Here is a 15,039-nt window from a genome sequence, read left to right as displayed (position 1 = left end):
CCGCCCGGTGGGGGCCGGGCGGGCGGTGGCCGCGGTGGGGGTCACGCGGCCGGGAGGGGTGGCTAGTCGTGCTCGTAGAACTCGACCTGGATGCCGTCGCGGCGGACGGTCACGGTCGCGTGGTCGCCGAAGGCGTCGAGGAGAACGTCGTGGAACTCGCCGCCCTCGATGGCTCGGTCCAGCGCGCGCGCCCGTTCGTACCGCTGCTGGTCCGGCCCCTCGTACCGCTCGCCGACCTTCTTCTTGCGGCCGGGTCGGTCAGGGTCATCGACCCATTCGCCGCCGGTCATCTGGCCGAGGCTCGGGTGGCTGTACCCCACCTCGAGCTCGTACTCGTCCTCAACCTCACGGTCCGCGTCGGTGCGCATCCAGGTGCCGTAGACGCTGAAGGTGCAGGGCTCGCCGTCGTTGAAGTACGGCGTGGCCTGACGCCACCCGAACTCGACGATGGTCGGGTCGTCGAGCACGGCCTGAAGGATCGGCTGGAACTCCTCAAGCGGGCGCTGCTTCTCGCGGTCTGCACCGCGGGTGATGTCGCCCTCGACGGGGATGCCAAGGAAGTTGCGGGCGGTGGTCACTGGTCGCCTCCGGCGGTGGTGAGGAGCAGGTGGGAGAGGGGCACGGTCTTGCGCTGACTGCCGGACATCCACGCCTTGACGGGCATGCCTTCGATGTAGTCCGCAGGGGAGGGGAGCCAGCCGAGGTCTTCGAGTACGTGCTGCTCGGCGATCAGGCGGACGGGCACCTTGGCCGTGGTGCGGGCTTTGGGGACGTCGAGGGTGACGCCGAAGATCCGCTGGCAGAGCCAGACGCCCTCGGTGTGGTGGTAGAGGGAGCGGTGTCGGACGTCGCCGATGATTCGCTTGGAGCTGTCGATGAACTCGTGGATGGGCAGGTAGAGCTCGGGGCTGCCGCCCCACTTGCGGGCGGACGATTGGGCGTGATGCCAGCTGTTCACAGCGGCTTCTCCTGGGGTGCGATGCTGGTTTGGCGTCCCGCCCGAATTCGTCTCGGGCGGGGCGTCCTACGTGGTGCGCCGGGTCGGGGGCCGTGGACATCCGCCGGCCCGGCGGGATCAGGTGCCGCTGTCGGCCAGCGGCGAGTGGTGCAGCGAGACGACCGGGCCCTCGGCGAACCGGGCCTGGATGGTCCGGGCGTCGATCTCCTGCGTCGTGGAGGCGGCCGAGTCGGCGAGGCAGGCGACCCGCAGCCGCTCCTTCAGGTCGGCGATCTGCCGGTCGCAGTCCTCGAGCTGGACTTCCTGCAGGGCGACGATGTCCTCAGCCCGTGCGGCCTTGTCTTCGGCCCACTGCCAGGCGGCGTACACGTCGGCCCGGTCGGCTTGGAGGACGGCGAAGTAGTCCTGTGCGGCCAGCTGCCAGTTGAGGAGCTTGGCTATGTCGGCCTGCAGTTCGCGGATCTTGTCGGCGGCGCGGTGGCCGCCCGTGCCGCGGAGTCGGGGAAGGATGCTGCTCACGCGATCACCCCGGCGTCCATGTCTTCGAGCTGCCGTTCGCGGATGCGGAGCTTGGACTGCAGCTCGGCGATCTCGGCGTCCCGCTGGCGCAGCTGGTCGAGGAGGAACGGCACGTCGTCGCGGGCGGCTGCCGCGAAGTCGGCATGCAGCTCGTTGGCGAAGACCCCTACTGAGCCGCGGATTACGGAGTGCTGGGTGCGGAGGATGTCCTCCACCACGTGTGCCTGCACAGGCGGCAGCGAGCTTCGTTCGGTCACGGGGCTGGCGGTCCAAGTGCTGCCAGCCAGGATGCGGTCTGCGTTCAGCTGGTCTACGCGCTGCTGGATCTCGCCCAGGCGGTCGGCGTCAGGCACGGGGTTCCCCCTTGAGGAGCTTGAGTTCGTGGCGCCCCCACAGGTGGAGGGCGAGGAATACGGCGGCGGAGACGGCGACGCCGATCGGGTTCAGGAGGCGGCTCACCGGCGGGCCGCCTTTACTGCGGCTTCGAGCTGGGCCACCCGGGCGGCGAGCACCACGTGGGTGAGGACCGCGCTGGCCCGTACTTGCTCGTCGACGGGCACCGGTTCGGGCAGCGGGCTGAGCATCCGCACGCCCTCGTAGTCCGAGCGCGGGGCGAGGGTGAGCTGGCCGGGCGGGTCCGGGATCGGCTGCGGATCGGAAGGTCCGTCGTCCTCGTGCCGGTACTCGATGCACCGGTACTGGTTGGCGATGGAGATGTATCCCTCCGGGGAGAGGGGCCCTTCCATCCACTGGATGGGGGTTCGCCCCATCAGGGCCACGAGGATCAGGGGGCAGCCGTTGGCGTCGTCGCCGTTCCGTGCGGGCTTGTCGTGGATGCAGGTCGAGCAGTTCGCGCTCAGCCAGCCGTCGCCCTCGGTGCCGTTGGAGAACGGCGACCCTTCGCGGGCCTCGTCGTAGAGGCGGCTGTAGTCGTCGGGTGTCACGCCGCACCGCCGATCAGGTCGTCGGGGATGTCGACGAACCCGGCGAGGATGGAGGCCCGCAAGCCCTCGTCGGTGATCCAGGCGGGGACCCTGGTCCGCGGCGCCAGGTCCAGGCCGGCGAGCAGAGCCCGTGCCGGTTCACCCGACACGACCGGCGCATCCGACAGGAGCGGCGAGACGACCACCGCGACCGGGCGGCTCATGACGCACCTCCGGTTCTTGGGCGGGCAGGCGGGGCAGGTGCAGCCGGGCAGGGGGAATGCGGAGTCGGGGTCGAGGTCCAGGTACTGGTGCCGCTGCTCGAGGAGCAGACCCTCAGCGGTGGCCTTCGCCTTCAACGCGGTCAGCTCGTCCGCGACCTGCTCCAGCGGCCACTCCCATTCGCCGGACGGGCGGGCGGGGATACCGATCGTCGCCATCACGCACCCGCCTTCGGGGTCAGGCACTCGCCGTGGACCCGGCAGCCGGCGCAGGTGCACTTCGCGAGCTGGGCGTCGACCATGCGACTGTCGGAGTAGTGGTCGATCAGCAGCTCCGTGACCGGGTTGCCCTCCGGCTGCTTGTCAGCGAGACGGCCGACGGCCCGCAGCAGGTCGCGCAGGTGGGCCAGCTCGCCGGGGTACTCCTCGACTCCGGTGGTGGCGTCCGAGGCGGTCGCGGCGGGCTGGTACGACTCGTAGGTCCGACCGGCCCCGTCGACGCCAGGCTCGTCGCTGATCAGCAGCGCAATCTCCTGACGGACGGTGTCGCTCATGTCGCCGTGCTTCAGGATCAGATCGAGAGCCGATCGGATGCCGTGCCAGTCGGCCAGCTCCTTGCGGAGAGCCTCGATCTCGCGGGCCATGTCGTTGGCCGCGCGAGTGACGTTGGCCAGTACCTCGCCAGTGCTCATGCCGCCACCGCCTTCGAGGTGACGATCAGGCGCGGGTTGTAGGCGGCCAGCACCTTGTTGTGCCAGGCCAGTTCGGCGAGCTGGTACTCGCGGGCCCGAGCAGTGGCCGGGGTGCGGCACAGGCGGATCGAGTACGCCGCAGACTCCGCGGCGATCTCCGCCTCCAGCACGTGGGCCGGCATCTGGCTGCCGATCAGAACAGCGACAGCGTCAGGGATAGGGACGGGGACCAGGCGGGGTTCGCCTGCCGATGCGGATGGAATAGTGGACACGGGTCCACTCCTCTCGTTCTCGCGGATGGTGTGGGTGGATCCAGGCCGGCGTCGTGTTCCAGCACGGCGTCGGCCGCATAGCCGCTAGGCGGCGAGGGGGCGGGGGCTGTACCTGTGCGGCATGACTTCGCCGTTCTCCAGCACCCAGCGGATGTGCCCTGCCGTCAGCCGCGGCGTCTTCCCGATCCGCGTGTACGGGATCGAGCCGAGTTGAATCTGCTCGGTGACCCAGTTCTCGGTCTTGCCGAGGTACTCGGCGGCTTCGGCCGGCGAGTAGGTGCGCAGCTCGCGGTCTGCCGAGGCGGTCAGGTTCTCGAGGGCGCCGACCAGCCGCTCCATGAGCGCGGCATCGACGGTCGGGGGGACTTCAGGCGAGGGGGCCAGGTTCGTCCTGGTCACGGGGCTTCTCCCTTGTGATGGCTGCGAGGGGAACTCGCAGTTCCTGGGCGATCCGGTTGAGCGTTTCGAGCCCTGCTCCCTGCTTCTCGTTCTCGACGTGAGAGAGGAAGCCGGGGTCTCGATCTATGCGGACGGCGAGCCGTCTCAGGCTCATTCCGCGTGCCTCACGGATGGACTTGATTGCGGCTCCGTTCGGTGTCACAGCACCCAAAGTATGGGTGTTGTCGCCGCTTCGCAAGGTGTACGCCCGGATTGTTTGGGCGTTTCTCTGCCCTCGATGGGTGTCTTTGGGTGCACGGGGTGTCAGATGGGGGGCGCGCGCACGGCACGGCGTGCACGGCGCTCTGCTTCAAAAAGCAACGAATGTGAGCCTCGAACACCGATTGATACAGGTCACTTAGGTGTCCCGATGGGTGCGTGTTGCCATGCCCTGGTGCATGATGAGCGCATGGGCAAGGACTGGCCGCGCCTGGCGGAAGCCATCGAGGCGGCACGCGAAGCGAAGAACTTCACGCAGGTGGCGCTCGCCAAAGCGGCAGGCGTCAGCGAGTCGACGATCCAGAACCTCGAGTCGGGCACGGAGCGCAAACGGATTCCCGCATCGCTGCCCGCAGTCGAGCGGGCCCTCGGCTGGGCGGCCGGCTCGGGTGAGAAGGTGCTCGAGGGCCGTGACCCAGCACCCCTTAGCGAGACAGCCCCCGCGCCAACGGACCTGCCGCTGCGGATCCTGCAGGAACTACAGGACGGGCCGCTCCTCGACACCACGGTCCTCGACCTGACACCACTGGGCTCCAGCGCCCGGATGATCGTGGTCGTCAAGGGCGAGCCAGACGCCAGCCCCGAGCAGATCCGCGCCGACCTCCTCGCCTGGGCGAAGGCTCAGCGCCACCTTCAGAATCTCGACGGAGACGACGACCCGACCGAGATTGCTAACTGATCGCAACTTATTGCTCACCGATCAGCACCGACCCCTCCCCACACCCCTGTCACATGTGATGTCATGTTGTTACCAACGAGCGGGCCAACCTCGGTGGTTTTGGGGGACCTATGCAGGTTCGGGTTCTTCGGGTGTCTGGCATGCCGCACAACGTGCAGGTGTGGCCTGTCATTCGGCGCGGCAAGTTGGTACTGCAGGTCAACGATCAGATCATCACTGACGAGTGTGCGCGATTCATCGAGGCGGCGTTCCGGCTGACCTCGTGTCACTGGGCCCCGGAAGCGGAGCAGAAGAGGCCGCGTCGGGGCGTCCACACTGGATGACGGCGGTGCCGGCTACCCCCATAAGCCGGCCAGCCGACCACTTAGAATCGTCCAGCGAGGTGAGCAGTGGCGTACTTCGAGAAGCGCGGCAAGGGCAAGGACGGCCGCATGCGATACCGCGGCCGGTACAAACTCCCCAACGGCAAGTGGGGTTCCGTCTCGAAAGACGACGAAGGCAACCCCTTCTATACGGGCAGATCGGCAGAGCAGTACGCGGCCGGACTGGAGACGGACGTCCGCCGCAAGACGTTCATCAACCCTCGCGATGGCAGGATGACAGTCGGCGAGTGGGCGGAGAAGTGGCTGCCGTCCGTCGATGTAGGTCCGTTGAGCGAGAAGGAATACCGGCTGCGGCTGAAGAACCAGATCCTCCCCGAGTGGGGAGATGTCGCGGTCGGAGACCTCTCCCCCACCGGCATCGCTGCCTGGGAGAAGCGGCTGCGCCAGAGGATCAGCAAGAACTACGCGGACGCTGTCATGTCGGTCTTCCGCACGATGATGGACGACGCGGTCACCGAGAAGCTCCGCGGTGACAACCCCGTGGCGACGCGCAAGACCGGCCGGCGTGGCAAGTACCGGCCGAGGCCGAAGGACGAGAGGGTCATCGCATCCCCGCGCCAGGTGCTGCTGATCGCGCGCAACGCGCTCGAGATGCGGGGCCTCAATGAGTACGCGATCGTTCTCTCCTCCGCATATACGGGCCTGCGGATCGGTGAGCTGGCCGGCGTGCACCGCGACCAGCTGGCACTCAAGGACACGACGCAGGGGCCCCGTCTGCACTCGGTGCAGCAAAGCCAGTATGTCGACGGCGTGTTCACCGAGATCGACAACAAGTACGACTCGGGCCGCGGACTGATCCTCCCCCTGTTCCTTGCCGAACTCCTGCAGCAGCTCATGGACTCGAGGCCGGACAGCGAGTGGGTGTTCACTGCTCCGAAGGGGGGCCGGCTGCTGCGAGGAGGCGACTGGTACAGGGAGACCTGGCAGCCGCTGGTGTCAGGGCGGGCGCCCCGCGGCGTGGTCCGGGGAGCGAAGGAACGGGTGGGAGTGCGGCCTGTGCTGGGTGTTGAGGGGCTGACGCCCCACGGCCTGCGCCATTCCCACAAGGTCTGGCTCGATGAGGGCAACCATCCGCGGGCTGCGGTCGAGGCTCGGATGGGGCATGAACTGCAGGGTGTCGAAGGCACGTACTCGCATGTCACACTGAGGATGGAGCTGGCGATCGCCGAGTACCTGCAGCAGTTGTGGGAGGGCTCGTTGAGGATCGCCGTGGACCGCCGCGAGTTCGGCTCCCATCCCCCGCTCGAACCCTCCCGCAGGAAACGATCTCCCAGAAATCTCCCAATCGCTGCTTGATCTTGGTCGGGCAACAGACGAAGCGCCCTCCCGCAGGTACGGGAGGGCGCTTCTTTGCAAGGTCATCTATGCGCGTTCTGCTGTAGCGTTGTCCTAGCGGATCGGCATGCCCGAAAGGGTCCGGGCGATCACCAGGCGCTGGATCTCGCTGGTGCCTTCGAAGATCGTGTAGATCGCCGCGTCGCGGTGCATGCGCTCCACCGGGTACTCGCGGGTGAAGCCGTTGCCGCCGAGGATCTGGATGGCCTGCGCCGTGACCTTCTTCGCGGTCTCACTGGCGAACAGCTTGGACATCGATCCCTCGGCCGAGGTGAACGGCTTGCCCGTGGTCGCCATCCAGGAGGCACGCCACACCAGCAGCCGGGCCGCGTCGATCCGGGTGCGCATGTCGGCGAGTTGGAAGGCGATGCCCTGGTTGTCGATGATCGGGCGGCCGAACTGCTCGCGCGTCGTCGCGTACTCGAGGGCCTCCTCGTACGCGGCGCGCGCGGTGCCCACCGCCATGGCGCCGACCGCCGGCCGTGACGCCTCGAAGGTGGCCATCGCCGCGTTCCTGACCCGCTCGCCACCGGACGTGGCGCCCGCGGCGCTTCGCTCGCGGGCCCTCGCCAGGCGCTCGTCGAGCTTCTCCTTGCCTCCGAGCAGGCAGTGGCCGGGGACGCGGACGCCGTCCAGGACGACCTCTGCGGTGTGCGAGGCGCGGATGCCGTGCTTCTTGAACTTCTGGCCCTGCGAGAGACCGGGGGTGCTGGGCGGCACGATGAACGAGGCGTGGCCCCTGGAGCCGAGCTCCGCGTCGACCACGGCGACCACCACATGAACGTTGGCGATACCGCCGTTGGTCGCCCACGTCTTGGTGCCGTTCAGCACCCACTCGTCCTTGGCCTCGTCGTAGACCGCGCGGGTGCGCATCGCCCCCACGTCACTTCCGGCGTCCGGCTCGGAGGAGCAGAACGCGGCGACCTTCACATCGTCCACGTCGCCGTACATCTGCGGGATCCAGGTGCCGATCTGCTCCTCGGTGCCGTTGGAGAGGACGCCGACGGCAGCGAGCCCGGTACCGACGATCGACAGGGCGATGCCCGCGTCGCCCCAGAAGAGCTCCTCCACCGCCATCGGGATGCCGAGCCCGGTGGGGTCGAAGAACTGCTGGGCGTAGAAGTCGAGGGAGTAGATGCCGAGCTTCGCCGCTTCCTGGATGACCGGCCAGGGGGTCTCCTCACGCTCGTCCCACTCGGCGGCGGCCGGGCGCATCACGTCCTTGGCGAAGCCGTTCAGCCAGTCGCGGACCTGCTTCTGGTCGTCGTTCAGATCGAGCGTGAACTCGGTCATGTCCCCTCCAGCACTACTACGCCCACCAGGGCGTTACTTACGGTAACAGAAGTCTGTTACCGGTTGGTAGCTCGTGTCAACCGACGCCACCCGATCACTCTCTCGGACGAACGGGTGTTACCTTGCGCGTCACGCATTTCGCAAGGGCGGGGAGAAACGAATCATGGAGACGACACACCACCAGCGGTCGGCCGACCAGCGGCGCCGGGAGCTGCTCGAGGCAGCCGAGCGAGTGGTGCTCCGCGACGGGCCGCAGGCCTCCATGAACGCCATCGCCGCCGAGGCGGGCATCACCAAGCCGATCCTCTACCGGCACTTCGGGGACAAGGGCGGCCTGTACCGGGCCCTGGCCAAGCGCCACACCGACGCCCTGCTCAACGCGCTGCGCGCGGCGGTGGACGCACCCGCCGACCGCCGCGAGCGCGTGGCGGCCACCCTCGACACATACCTCGCCGCCATCGAGGCGCGCCCGCAGGTCTACCGGTTCCTGATGCACCCGGGCGAGGACACCCAGACCTCCGAGCAGGGCTTCGACGTCGGCCGGCACTCCGCGCCGCTGCTGCGACGGCTCGGCGAGGAGCTGGGCAAGGTGATCGCCGACCGGGTGGACCTCGGCCCCGACGGGGAGCGGCTGGCCCGTATGTGGGGCCATGGCGTCGTCGGGATGATGCATGCCGCCGGCGACTGGTGGCTCAGCGAACGCCCCTGCTCCCGCGCCGAGTTGGTGAACAGCCTGACCGACCTGCTGAGCGGCCGGCTGTTCGAGGTGGACGACCGGGTGGGCGGCCCCGGGTTCTAGGGCTTCACTGCTCCCCCTGCCCGCCGCAGCGGAGCCGGTGCGTTGTCCCGGCCGGCGACCGAGCGGGTCAGCGACGCAGTCGCTCGCGGCGCTCGGCCGTCCCCCAGGACGTCTTACGTGCCGCACGAGTGACCCTGGACCGACGCCATCCCGAGAGGTGGTCGGTGTAGACCGTCCCCTCCAGATGGTCGCACTCGTGCTGCAGACACCGCGCGAAGAACCCGGTGCCCTCCACCCGCACCGGCTCACCGTCCCGGTCGACACCCTCCACCACCGCGTGGTCGAAGCGTTCGACGCCGGCCTCGAGACCGGGCAGCGACAGACAGCCCTCGGGGCCGCGGACGGTGACACCGTCCGCGGCGACCAGCCGCGGGTTGACGACATGTCCGAGGTGGCGGACGTCCTCGTCGTCGGGGCAGTCGTAGACGAACACCCTCAAGGGCACCGCGACCTGATTGGCCGCGAGACCGACGCCCTGCGCCGCGTACATCGTCGCGAACATGTCCTCGATCAGCTTCGCCAGCCCGGGGCCGAAGTCGGTGACGGTCGCGCAGGGGGCGTGCAACGCGGGTTCGCCGAGCAGGCTCATGGCCCTGACGAGTCCGAAGCTGCCGGGGATCGGCCTGTTTCGCATGGCGCACAGCGTACGATCCCGCCGCTTTCCCCCCGCATTCCCGCCGTTCCCGCCTGACCTCCACACCTTTCCCCCGGAGCCGAGGTACGGGCCTGGCACCGGACCTCGATAGGCTGGCCCGGACCGACGCAAGGAGGATCAAGGACGATGTCAGGCAACTCGGAGCCCCTGACGCCGCGAGCCAAGCTGGCCGTGACGGCAGGCAAGGCCGCGGCGGCGGTGTCGCGCGCCGCCGGACGCGGCAGCGGATCGGTGATCGGCGGCCGGGTCGCGCTCAAGCTCGACCCCGATCTGCTGGGGCGGCTGGCGCAGCACCTGGACGTCGTCCTCGTGTCGGCGACCAACGGCAAGACCACCACGACGCGGCTGATCGCCGAGGCGCTGCGGGCCAGTGGCCCCGTCGTGTCGAACGCGCTCGGCGCCAACATGCCGGCGGGCATCACCTCGGCGCTGGCCGGCGGCTCGGACGCCAAGTTCGGCGTGATCGAGGTCGACGAGAAGTACCTCGCCGGTGTCGCCCGCGATGTGACCCCCAAGGCGATCGCACTGCTGAACCTCTCGCGCGACCAGCTGGACCGTGCGGCGGAGACCCGGATGCTCGCCGAGAAGTGGCGCGAGGGCCTGTCCGGCACCAAGGCCACCGTGATCGCCAACGCCGACGACCCGCTCATCGTGTGGGCCGCGTCGTCCTCGCCGAACGTGGTGTGGGTGGCGGCCGGCCAGGAGTGGAAGGACGACGCCTGGTCCTGCCCGTCCTGCGGCGGTGTGATGCAGCGTCCCGGTGACGACTGGTTCTGCGGCGAGTGCGGCTTCCGCCGCCCCGCACCGAGCTGGGTGCTCAGCGGCGACCATGTCCTCGACCCGCACGGCAGTGCATGGCCCATTCACCTCCAGCTGCCCGGCCGCGCCAACAAGGCGAACGCCGCCACCTCGGCCGCGGTCGCCGCCGCCTTCGGGGTGCCGCCGCAGGTCGCCCTGGAGCGCATGTACCAGGTCCAGGCGGTGGCCGGCCGGTACGACGTGGTCTCGTTCCTCGGCCGCGAGGTACGCCTGCTGCTGGCGAAGAACCCCGCCGGCTGGCTGGAGACGTTCTCCCTGATCGACCTGCCGCCGACGCCGGTCGTCCTGTCCGTCAACGCCCGCGGCGCCGACGGCACGGACACCTCCTGGCTGTGGGACGTGGACTACACCCGGCTCGCGGGCCACCCGATCTTCGTCATCGGCGACCGGAAGCTGGACCTCGCGGTCCGCCTGGAGGTCGCGGGCCTGGACTTCCGCGTGTGCGAGTCCGTCGACGAGGCGGTGCAGCTGGCCCCGCCCGGACGGATCGAGCTGATCGCCAACTACACCGCCTTCCAGGACGTGCGCCGCCGCGTCGGCAACTGACCCGCGGACCCGAAAAGGACTGATGAGCATGAGTGACAGCAGCCTGCGCCTGGTCTGGGTCTACCCGGACCTGCTCAGCACCTACGGTGACCAGGGCAACGCGCTCGTCGTGGAACGCCGGGCCCGGCAGCGCGGCCTGGACGTGATGCGCGTGGACGTACGCAGCGACCAGCCCGTCCCCACCTCCGGCGACATCTATCTGATCGGCGGCGGTGAGGACCGGCCGCAGCGCCTCGCGGCCGAGCGGCTGCGCCGCGACGGCGGACTGAGCCGGGCGGCCTCCAACGGCGCGATCATCTTCTCGGTCTGCGCCGGCTACCAGATCCTCGGGCACGAGTTCGTCAACGACCTCGGTGAGCGCGAGCCGGGCCTGGGCCTGCTCGACGTCGTCTCCACGCGCGGCGAGGGCGAGCGGTGCGTCGGCGATGTACTGGCGGACATCGACCCGCAGTTGGGCCTGCCCCAGCTGACCGGGTTCGAGAACCACCAGGGCATCACCCACCTCGGGCCCACGGCCCGCCCGTTCGCCCGCACGATCCTCGGCCGGGGCAACGGCACGGGCGACGGCACCGAGGGCGCGTACAACGAGACCGTCTTCGGCACGTACATGCACGGTCCGGTGATGGCCCGCAATCCGCAGATCGCGGATCTGCTGCTGAAGCTGGCCCTCGATGTGAACGCGCTGCCGCCGACCGACGACCGCTGGTACGAGGCGCTGCGCGCGGAGCGGATCGCGACCGCGACACAACCCGCCTGACAGCCCGTCTGACAGGCCGCTCGCTCAACCGAGCAGGGGACCCGAGCCCGGTCCCAGCACTCGGACGCCCGGTTCGTCCCCGCCACCCTGCGCCGGTAGGGTGGCGGGGATCCAACCGGACGACGTGGTCCGGAGTCGGCCCACGTTGTAAAGGTATTTCGGGCTATGCGCATTGGTGTGCTCACCTCCGGTGGCGACTGCCCCGGTCTGAACGCCGTCATCCGTTCCGTCGTGCACCGTGCCGTCGTCGACCACGGCGACGAGGTCATCGGCTTCCACGACGGGTGGAAGGGTCTCCTGGAGTGCGACTACCGCAAGCTCGACCTTGACGCGGTGGGCGGCATCCTGGCCCGTGGCGGTACGATCCTCGGCTCCTCCCGGGTCCAGCCCGCGCATCTGCGCGACGGTGTGGAGCGGGCCAGGGGGTACGTGGCGGAGCTGGGCCTGGACGCGATCATCCCGATCGGCGGCGAGGGCACCCTCAAGGCCGCCAATCTGCTGTCCGAGGGCGGGCTGCCCATCGTCGGCGTCCCGAAGACCATCGACAACGACATCGCATCGACCGACGTCACCTTCGGCTTCGACACCGCCGTCGGTGTCGCGACCGAGGCTCTGGACCGGCTGAAGACCACCGCCGAGTCGCACCAGCGGGTGCTGATCGTGGAGGTCATGGGCCGGCACACCGGCTGGATCGCCCTGCACTCCGGCATGGCGGCCGGTGCGCACGCCATCGTGGTACCCGAGCGTCCCTTCGACATCGACGAGCTGAGCAAGCGGGTCGGGCAGCGCTTCGAGGCGGGCAAGCGGTTCGCGATCGTCGTCGTCGCGGAGGGCGCGAAGCCCCGCGAGGGCTCGATGCAGTGGGACGAGGGCGGCAAGGACATCTACGGGCACGAGCGCTTCGCCGGCGTGGCCCGCCAGCTGTCCATCGAGCTGGAGCAGCGGCTCGGCAAGGAGGCGCGTCCGGTGATCCTCGGCCATGTTCAGCGCGGTGGTACCCCGACCGCCTACGACCGGGTCCTCGCCACCCGCTTCGGCTGGCACGCGGTGGAGGCCGCGCACCGGGGCGAGTTCGGCATGATGACCGCGCTGCGCGGCACCGACATCACGATGGTGCCGCTCGCCGAGGCCACCGAGACCCTCAAGACCGTCCCCGCGGAACGCTACGCCGAGGCCGAGTGCGTCCTGTGAGGTAGCCGCATACCCGACGAACCGCCCCCGGTCGCAGCCGCGACCGGGGGCGGTTCTAGTCTGGTCCGGACAACAGGCGCGAATCGGGAAGTCCCCCAGGAGTACACAGATGGATCACAGCGGGCACGGCATGACGATGGATCTGCCGCCGTTCACGCTGGGGCGTGGCCTTGCGTACTCACCGGACGCCTTCTTCCTGATCGGCTGTCTGGTGGCGCTCGGTCTGTACGGATGGGGGGTCGTCCGGCTGCGCAGGCGCGGCGACGCCTGGCCGGTCGGCCGTACCGTCTCCTTCGTCATCGGCGTGCTGAGTGTGGCACTGGTGATGTGCACCCGGCTGAACGACTACGGCATGGTCATGTTCAGCGTGCACATGGTGCAGCACATGGTGATCAGCATGGTTTCGCCGATCGTGCTGCTGCTGGGCGCCCCGATCACGCTGGCGCTGCGGGCGCTTCCGGTCGCGGCGCGCGGCAGCAAGGGACCGCGCGAAGTGCTGCTGATGCTGCTGCACAGCCGCTACATGCGGATCGTCACGCACCCGGCCTTCACCATCCCGCTGTTCATCGCGAGCCTGTACGCGCTGTACTTCACGCCGCTCTTCGACTTCCTCATGGGGTCCGAGCCCGGGCACGCCGCGATGATGGTCCACTTCCTCGCGGTCGGCCTGGTGTTCTTCTGGCCGATCATGGGCGTCGATCCGGGGCCGCACCGCCCCGGCTATGTGATGCGGATGCTGGAGCTGTTCGCGGGCATGCCGTTCCACGCGTTCTTCGGCATCGCGCTGATGATGGCGACCGAACCGATGATCAAGGCGTACGAGAACCCGCCGGCGTCACTCGGCATCGACGCGCTCGGTGACCAGACCGCGGCGGGCGGGATCGCCTGGGCGTTCAGCGAGATCCCGTCCGTGCTGGTGCTCATCGCGCTGGTCTTCCAGTGGTACCGCTCGGACCAGCGCCAGGCCAAGCGTCGGGACCGGGCCGCGGACCGGGACGGGGACAAGGAGCTCGAGGCGTACAACGCCTACCTGGCCTCACTCCAGGCCCGCGGGCACTAGCGCGGGACCTGGCAGTAGCGCGGTGCCCTCCTCCGGGGCGACGATTGTCCTCGACGGCCCGGGCCGTCGGCCGCCGTCCGAGGAGGGCATGCATGTCCGGATCCACGAAGGTGATGGGAGTGCTGACCGTCGGGGCCCTGGTGGTCGTGACGGCTTACACGGCAGCACTCGGCAGCAATGGCTGGCTCTGGTTCGGGTGGGTGGTGCTCGGTCTGGTGACGCTCGGGGTGATCTCGTCGCGCAGCAGCTGACCCGCTCCGCTCAGAAACGGAAGACGCTGCCCGTCGCGGCGGAGAGTTCGCAGACGTTGGCGTAGGTCTTGTGCCAGGCGGTCGGGCGACCGCGCCAGGCGCCGGTGGCGCTGACGGTGACGGGATCGTACTGCTTGGTGCACGGGTGCGGATCACCCGGCAGCGTGTCCAGATCGCCGCGGGCCACCTCCAGCTCCGCGCACGCGGCCACCGGGTCGGGGTGCGGCCCGCTCGGCAGGGGGCTGCAGTGCAGGAGGACACCACGGATCCAGGTGTTCTCGTCGCCCGACACGGTCAGAAACAGACCGTGCGGCGGCGTCGGGGTTTCTTCATGGCCCGCCGCCGAGGCCGACGCGGCGGGGACGGCCGCGACGACGGCGACAAGGGCGGCGGCGAAGGCGGCGCTGCGGTGCATCCGGTGCTCCTGGTGCTGGAGAGCCGACTCACGTCGGACACGGTCGGGCGGGGCGAGGCCCAGAGCACCCCCCGGGCACGCCCCGAGGCAAGGCACCACGCCGCACACTGATACGTACGGGTGCACAGGACGCCCCTTACCGCGGCGCGCATGCGCCCTGCCCGGCCCTGGCGCACGCCGCCATGCGCCGGTGCGGGACGGCCGCGTGCTCACCCGGCCCCCGAGCACAGGCCGCTGATGCGGGCGACCGGGTCGCCGTGCCGTCGCCCGGCTCGCAGGCCGGTTTTGGCCTTCCCCGATGGGGGAAATCGGCTCATACAGGGATACTTGTCCCCAGATCGTTCGCCCGCTTGGGTCCGTATCCGCAGGAGGACACCATGTCCGACCAGGACAGCAGTCGCGTGCACGCCCAGCACGATCGGGACAAGGCGGAACAGCTGCTGCAGCGCGCCGGCCGCTCGATCGATCCGGAGGAGGCCGAACGGCTCCGCTATCGGGCGGAGCAGCTGCGGGTCAGGAGCGAGGCGGCCCTGCGCCACGAGCCCGGGGACGAACCGGGCGACCTCCGCCACGCACCGCCCGGCTAGGGTACGCAGGGCCGCAGAACCGACACC

22 protein-coding genes are annotated in these 15,039 nt (G+C 69.4%); 9 read left to right on the top strand and 13 right to left on the bottom strand.

Translation table 11 applies throughout. The features are described 5' to 3' along the window. Positions 1-62: 62 nt before the first annotated feature. The 10 genes from ACFYWI_RS22370 to ACFYWI_RS22325 form a co-directional block, all read right to left on the bottom strand. A complete protein-coding gene (locus ACFYWI_RS22370; protein WP_389235274.1) occupies positions 63-578 on the bottom strand; it encodes a hypothetical protein in 516 nt (171 codons plus the stop codon). Beyond that, entirely contained in the window at positions 575-958 is a 384-nt protein-coding gene (locus tag ACFYWI_RS22365) for a DUF6915 family protein (RefSeq protein ID WP_389235271.1), read from the bottom strand. The genes ACFYWI_RS22370 and ACFYWI_RS22365 overlap by 4 nt, the downstream gene beginning before the upstream one ends. Before the next feature lie 117 nt (positions 959-1,075). After that, positions 1,076-1,477 (bottom strand): hypothetical protein, encoded by a 402-nt coding sequence (locus tag ACFYWI_RS22360; RefSeq protein WP_389235268.1) that lies wholly within the window; start codon positions 1,475-1,477, stop codon positions 1,076-1,078. Further along, positions 1,474-1,830, bottom strand: a complete 357-nt coding sequence (locus ACFYWI_RS22355) for a hypothetical protein (protein WP_389235265.1) — start codon at positions 1,828-1,830, stop codon at positions 1,474-1,476. Before ACFYWI_RS22355 ends, ACFYWI_RS22360 begins: the two co-directional genes overlap by 4 nt. A 102-nt stretch (positions 1,831-1,932) precedes the next feature. After that, on the bottom strand, positions 1,933-2,421 hold the full coding sequence (locus ACFYWI_RS22350; RefSeq protein WP_389235262.1) for a hypothetical protein: 489 nt from the start codon (positions 2,419-2,421) through the stop codon (positions 1,933-1,935). Continuing rightward, entirely contained in the window at positions 2,418-2,840 is a 423-nt protein-coding gene (locus ACFYWI_RS22345; RefSeq protein WP_389235259.1) for a hypothetical protein, read from the bottom strand. The genes ACFYWI_RS22350 and ACFYWI_RS22345 overlap by 4 nt, the downstream gene beginning before the upstream one ends. Beyond that, positions 2,840-3,313, bottom strand: coding sequence for a hypothetical protein (locus ACFYWI_RS22340; protein ID WP_389235256.1), 474 nt, complete (start codon positions 3,311-3,313; stop codon positions 2,840-2,842). The genes ACFYWI_RS22345 and ACFYWI_RS22340 overlap by 1 nt, the downstream gene beginning before the upstream one ends. Next, positions 3,310-3,585, bottom strand: coding sequence for a hypothetical protein (locus ACFYWI_RS22335; RefSeq protein WP_389235253.1), 276 nt, complete (start codon positions 3,583-3,585; stop codon positions 3,310-3,312). Before ACFYWI_RS22335 ends, ACFYWI_RS22340 begins: the two co-directional genes overlap by 4 nt. Positions 3,586-3,669: 84 nt before the next feature. Beyond that, a complete protein-coding gene (locus ACFYWI_RS22330) occupies positions 3,670-3,984 on the bottom strand; it encodes a hypothetical protein (RefSeq protein ID WP_389235249.1) in 315 nt (104 codons plus the stop codon). After that, entirely contained in the window at positions 3,953-4,186 is a 234-nt protein-coding gene (locus tag ACFYWI_RS22325) for a helix-turn-helix domain-containing protein (protein WP_389235246.1), read from the bottom strand. Before ACFYWI_RS22325 ends, ACFYWI_RS22330 begins: the two co-directional genes overlap by 32 nt. 246 nt (positions 4,187-4,432) lie before the next feature. Here ACFYWI_RS22325 and ACFYWI_RS22320 point away from each other — a divergent pair, with 246 nt between their 5' ends. Together ACFYWI_RS22320 and ACFYWI_RS22315 are read left to right on the top strand one after the other, a co-directional pair. Further along, positions 4,433-4,921, top strand: coding sequence for a helix-turn-helix domain-containing protein (locus tag ACFYWI_RS22320; RefSeq protein WP_389235243.1), 489 nt, complete (start codon positions 4,433-4,435; stop codon positions 4,919-4,921). Positions 4,922-5,310: 389 nt separating this feature from the next. Continuing rightward, positions 5,311-6,600, top strand: coding sequence for a tyrosine-type recombinase/integrase (locus ACFYWI_RS22315; RefSeq protein ID WP_389235240.1), 1,290 nt, complete (start codon positions 5,311-5,313; stop codon positions 6,598-6,600). A 93-nt stretch (positions 6,601-6,693) separates the two neighbouring features. Here ACFYWI_RS22315 and ACFYWI_RS22310 read toward each other — a convergent pair whose 3' ends face one another. Beyond that, positions 6,694-7,932, bottom strand: a complete 1,239-nt coding sequence (locus tag ACFYWI_RS22310) for an acyl-CoA dehydrogenase family protein (protein WP_389235237.1) — start codon at positions 7,930-7,932, stop codon at positions 6,694-6,696. 163 nt (positions 7,933-8,095) lie between these two features. On the opposite strand from ACFYWI_RS22310, the gene ACFYWI_RS22305 reads away from it, so the two are divergent. Beyond that, on the top strand, positions 8,096-8,731 hold the full coding sequence (locus tag ACFYWI_RS22305; protein WP_389235234.1) for a TetR family transcriptional regulator: 636 nt from the start codon (positions 8,096-8,098) through the stop codon (positions 8,729-8,731). 67 nt (positions 8,732-8,798) lie between these two features. Here ACFYWI_RS22305 and def read toward each other — a convergent pair whose 3' ends face one another. Then, positions 8,799-9,365, bottom strand: a complete 567-nt coding sequence (def, locus tag ACFYWI_RS22300) for a peptide deformylase (RefSeq protein ID WP_389235231.1) — start codon at positions 9,363-9,365, stop codon at positions 8,799-8,801. 147 nt (positions 9,366-9,512) lie between these two features. Between def and ACFYWI_RS22295 the strand changes: the two genes are divergently transcribed. From ACFYWI_RS22295 to ACFYWI_RS22275, 5 genes are all read left to right on the top strand, one after another. Next, positions 9,513-10,751, top strand: coding sequence for a MurT ligase domain-containing protein (locus ACFYWI_RS22295; protein WP_389235228.1), 1,239 nt, complete (start codon positions 9,513-9,515; stop codon positions 10,749-10,751). A gap of 28 nt (positions 10,752-10,779) precedes the next feature. Beyond that, positions 10,780-11,508, top strand: a complete 729-nt coding sequence (locus ACFYWI_RS22290) for a type 1 glutamine amidotransferase (RefSeq protein ID WP_389235225.1) — start codon at positions 10,780-10,782, stop codon at positions 11,506-11,508. Positions 11,509-11,673: 165 nt separating this feature from the next. Further along, positions 11,674-12,699, top strand: a complete 1,026-nt coding sequence (locus ACFYWI_RS22285) for a 6-phosphofructokinase (protein WP_389235222.1) — start codon at positions 11,674-11,676, stop codon at positions 12,697-12,699. Between the two features lie 109 nt (positions 12,700-12,808). Beyond that, positions 12,809-13,759, top strand: a complete 951-nt coding sequence (locus ACFYWI_RS22280) for a cytochrome c oxidase assembly protein (RefSeq protein WP_389235219.1) — start codon at positions 12,809-12,811, stop codon at positions 13,757-13,759. A 92-nt stretch (positions 13,760-13,851) separates the two neighbouring features. Beyond that, a complete protein-coding gene (locus ACFYWI_RS22275) occupies positions 13,852-14,010 on the top strand; it encodes a hypothetical protein (RefSeq protein ID WP_389235216.1) in 159 nt (52 codons plus the stop codon). A gap of 10 nt (positions 14,011-14,020) precedes the next feature. Here the strand turns inward: ACFYWI_RS22275 and ACFYWI_RS22270 are convergent, their stop codons facing one another. Next, positions 14,021-14,425 carry an SSI family serine proteinase inhibitor gene (locus ACFYWI_RS22270; protein WP_389235213.1) on the bottom strand — a complete coding sequence of 135 codons (405 nt, stop codon included), beginning with the start codon at positions 14,423-14,425 and terminating at the stop codon, positions 14,021-14,023. 377 nt (positions 14,426-14,802) lie between these two features. On the opposite strand from ACFYWI_RS22270, the gene ACFYWI_RS22265 reads away from it, so the two are divergent. Beyond that, positions 14,803-15,012, top strand: coding sequence for a DUF6381 family protein (locus ACFYWI_RS22265; protein WP_389235210.1), 210 nt, complete (start codon positions 14,803-14,805; stop codon positions 15,010-15,012). Positions 15,013-15,039: the final 27 nt, after the last annotated feature.

Origin of the sequence: Streptomyces sp. NPDC002889 (genome assembly GCF_042888425.1) — a bacterium.
Taxonomy (GTDB): Bacteria; Actinomycetota; Actinomycetes; order Streptomycetales; family Streptomycetaceae; genus Streptomyces.
The sequence above is the reverse complement of the archived record's forward strand: the minus strand, read 5'-3'. Positions and strand labels throughout refer to the sequence as shown.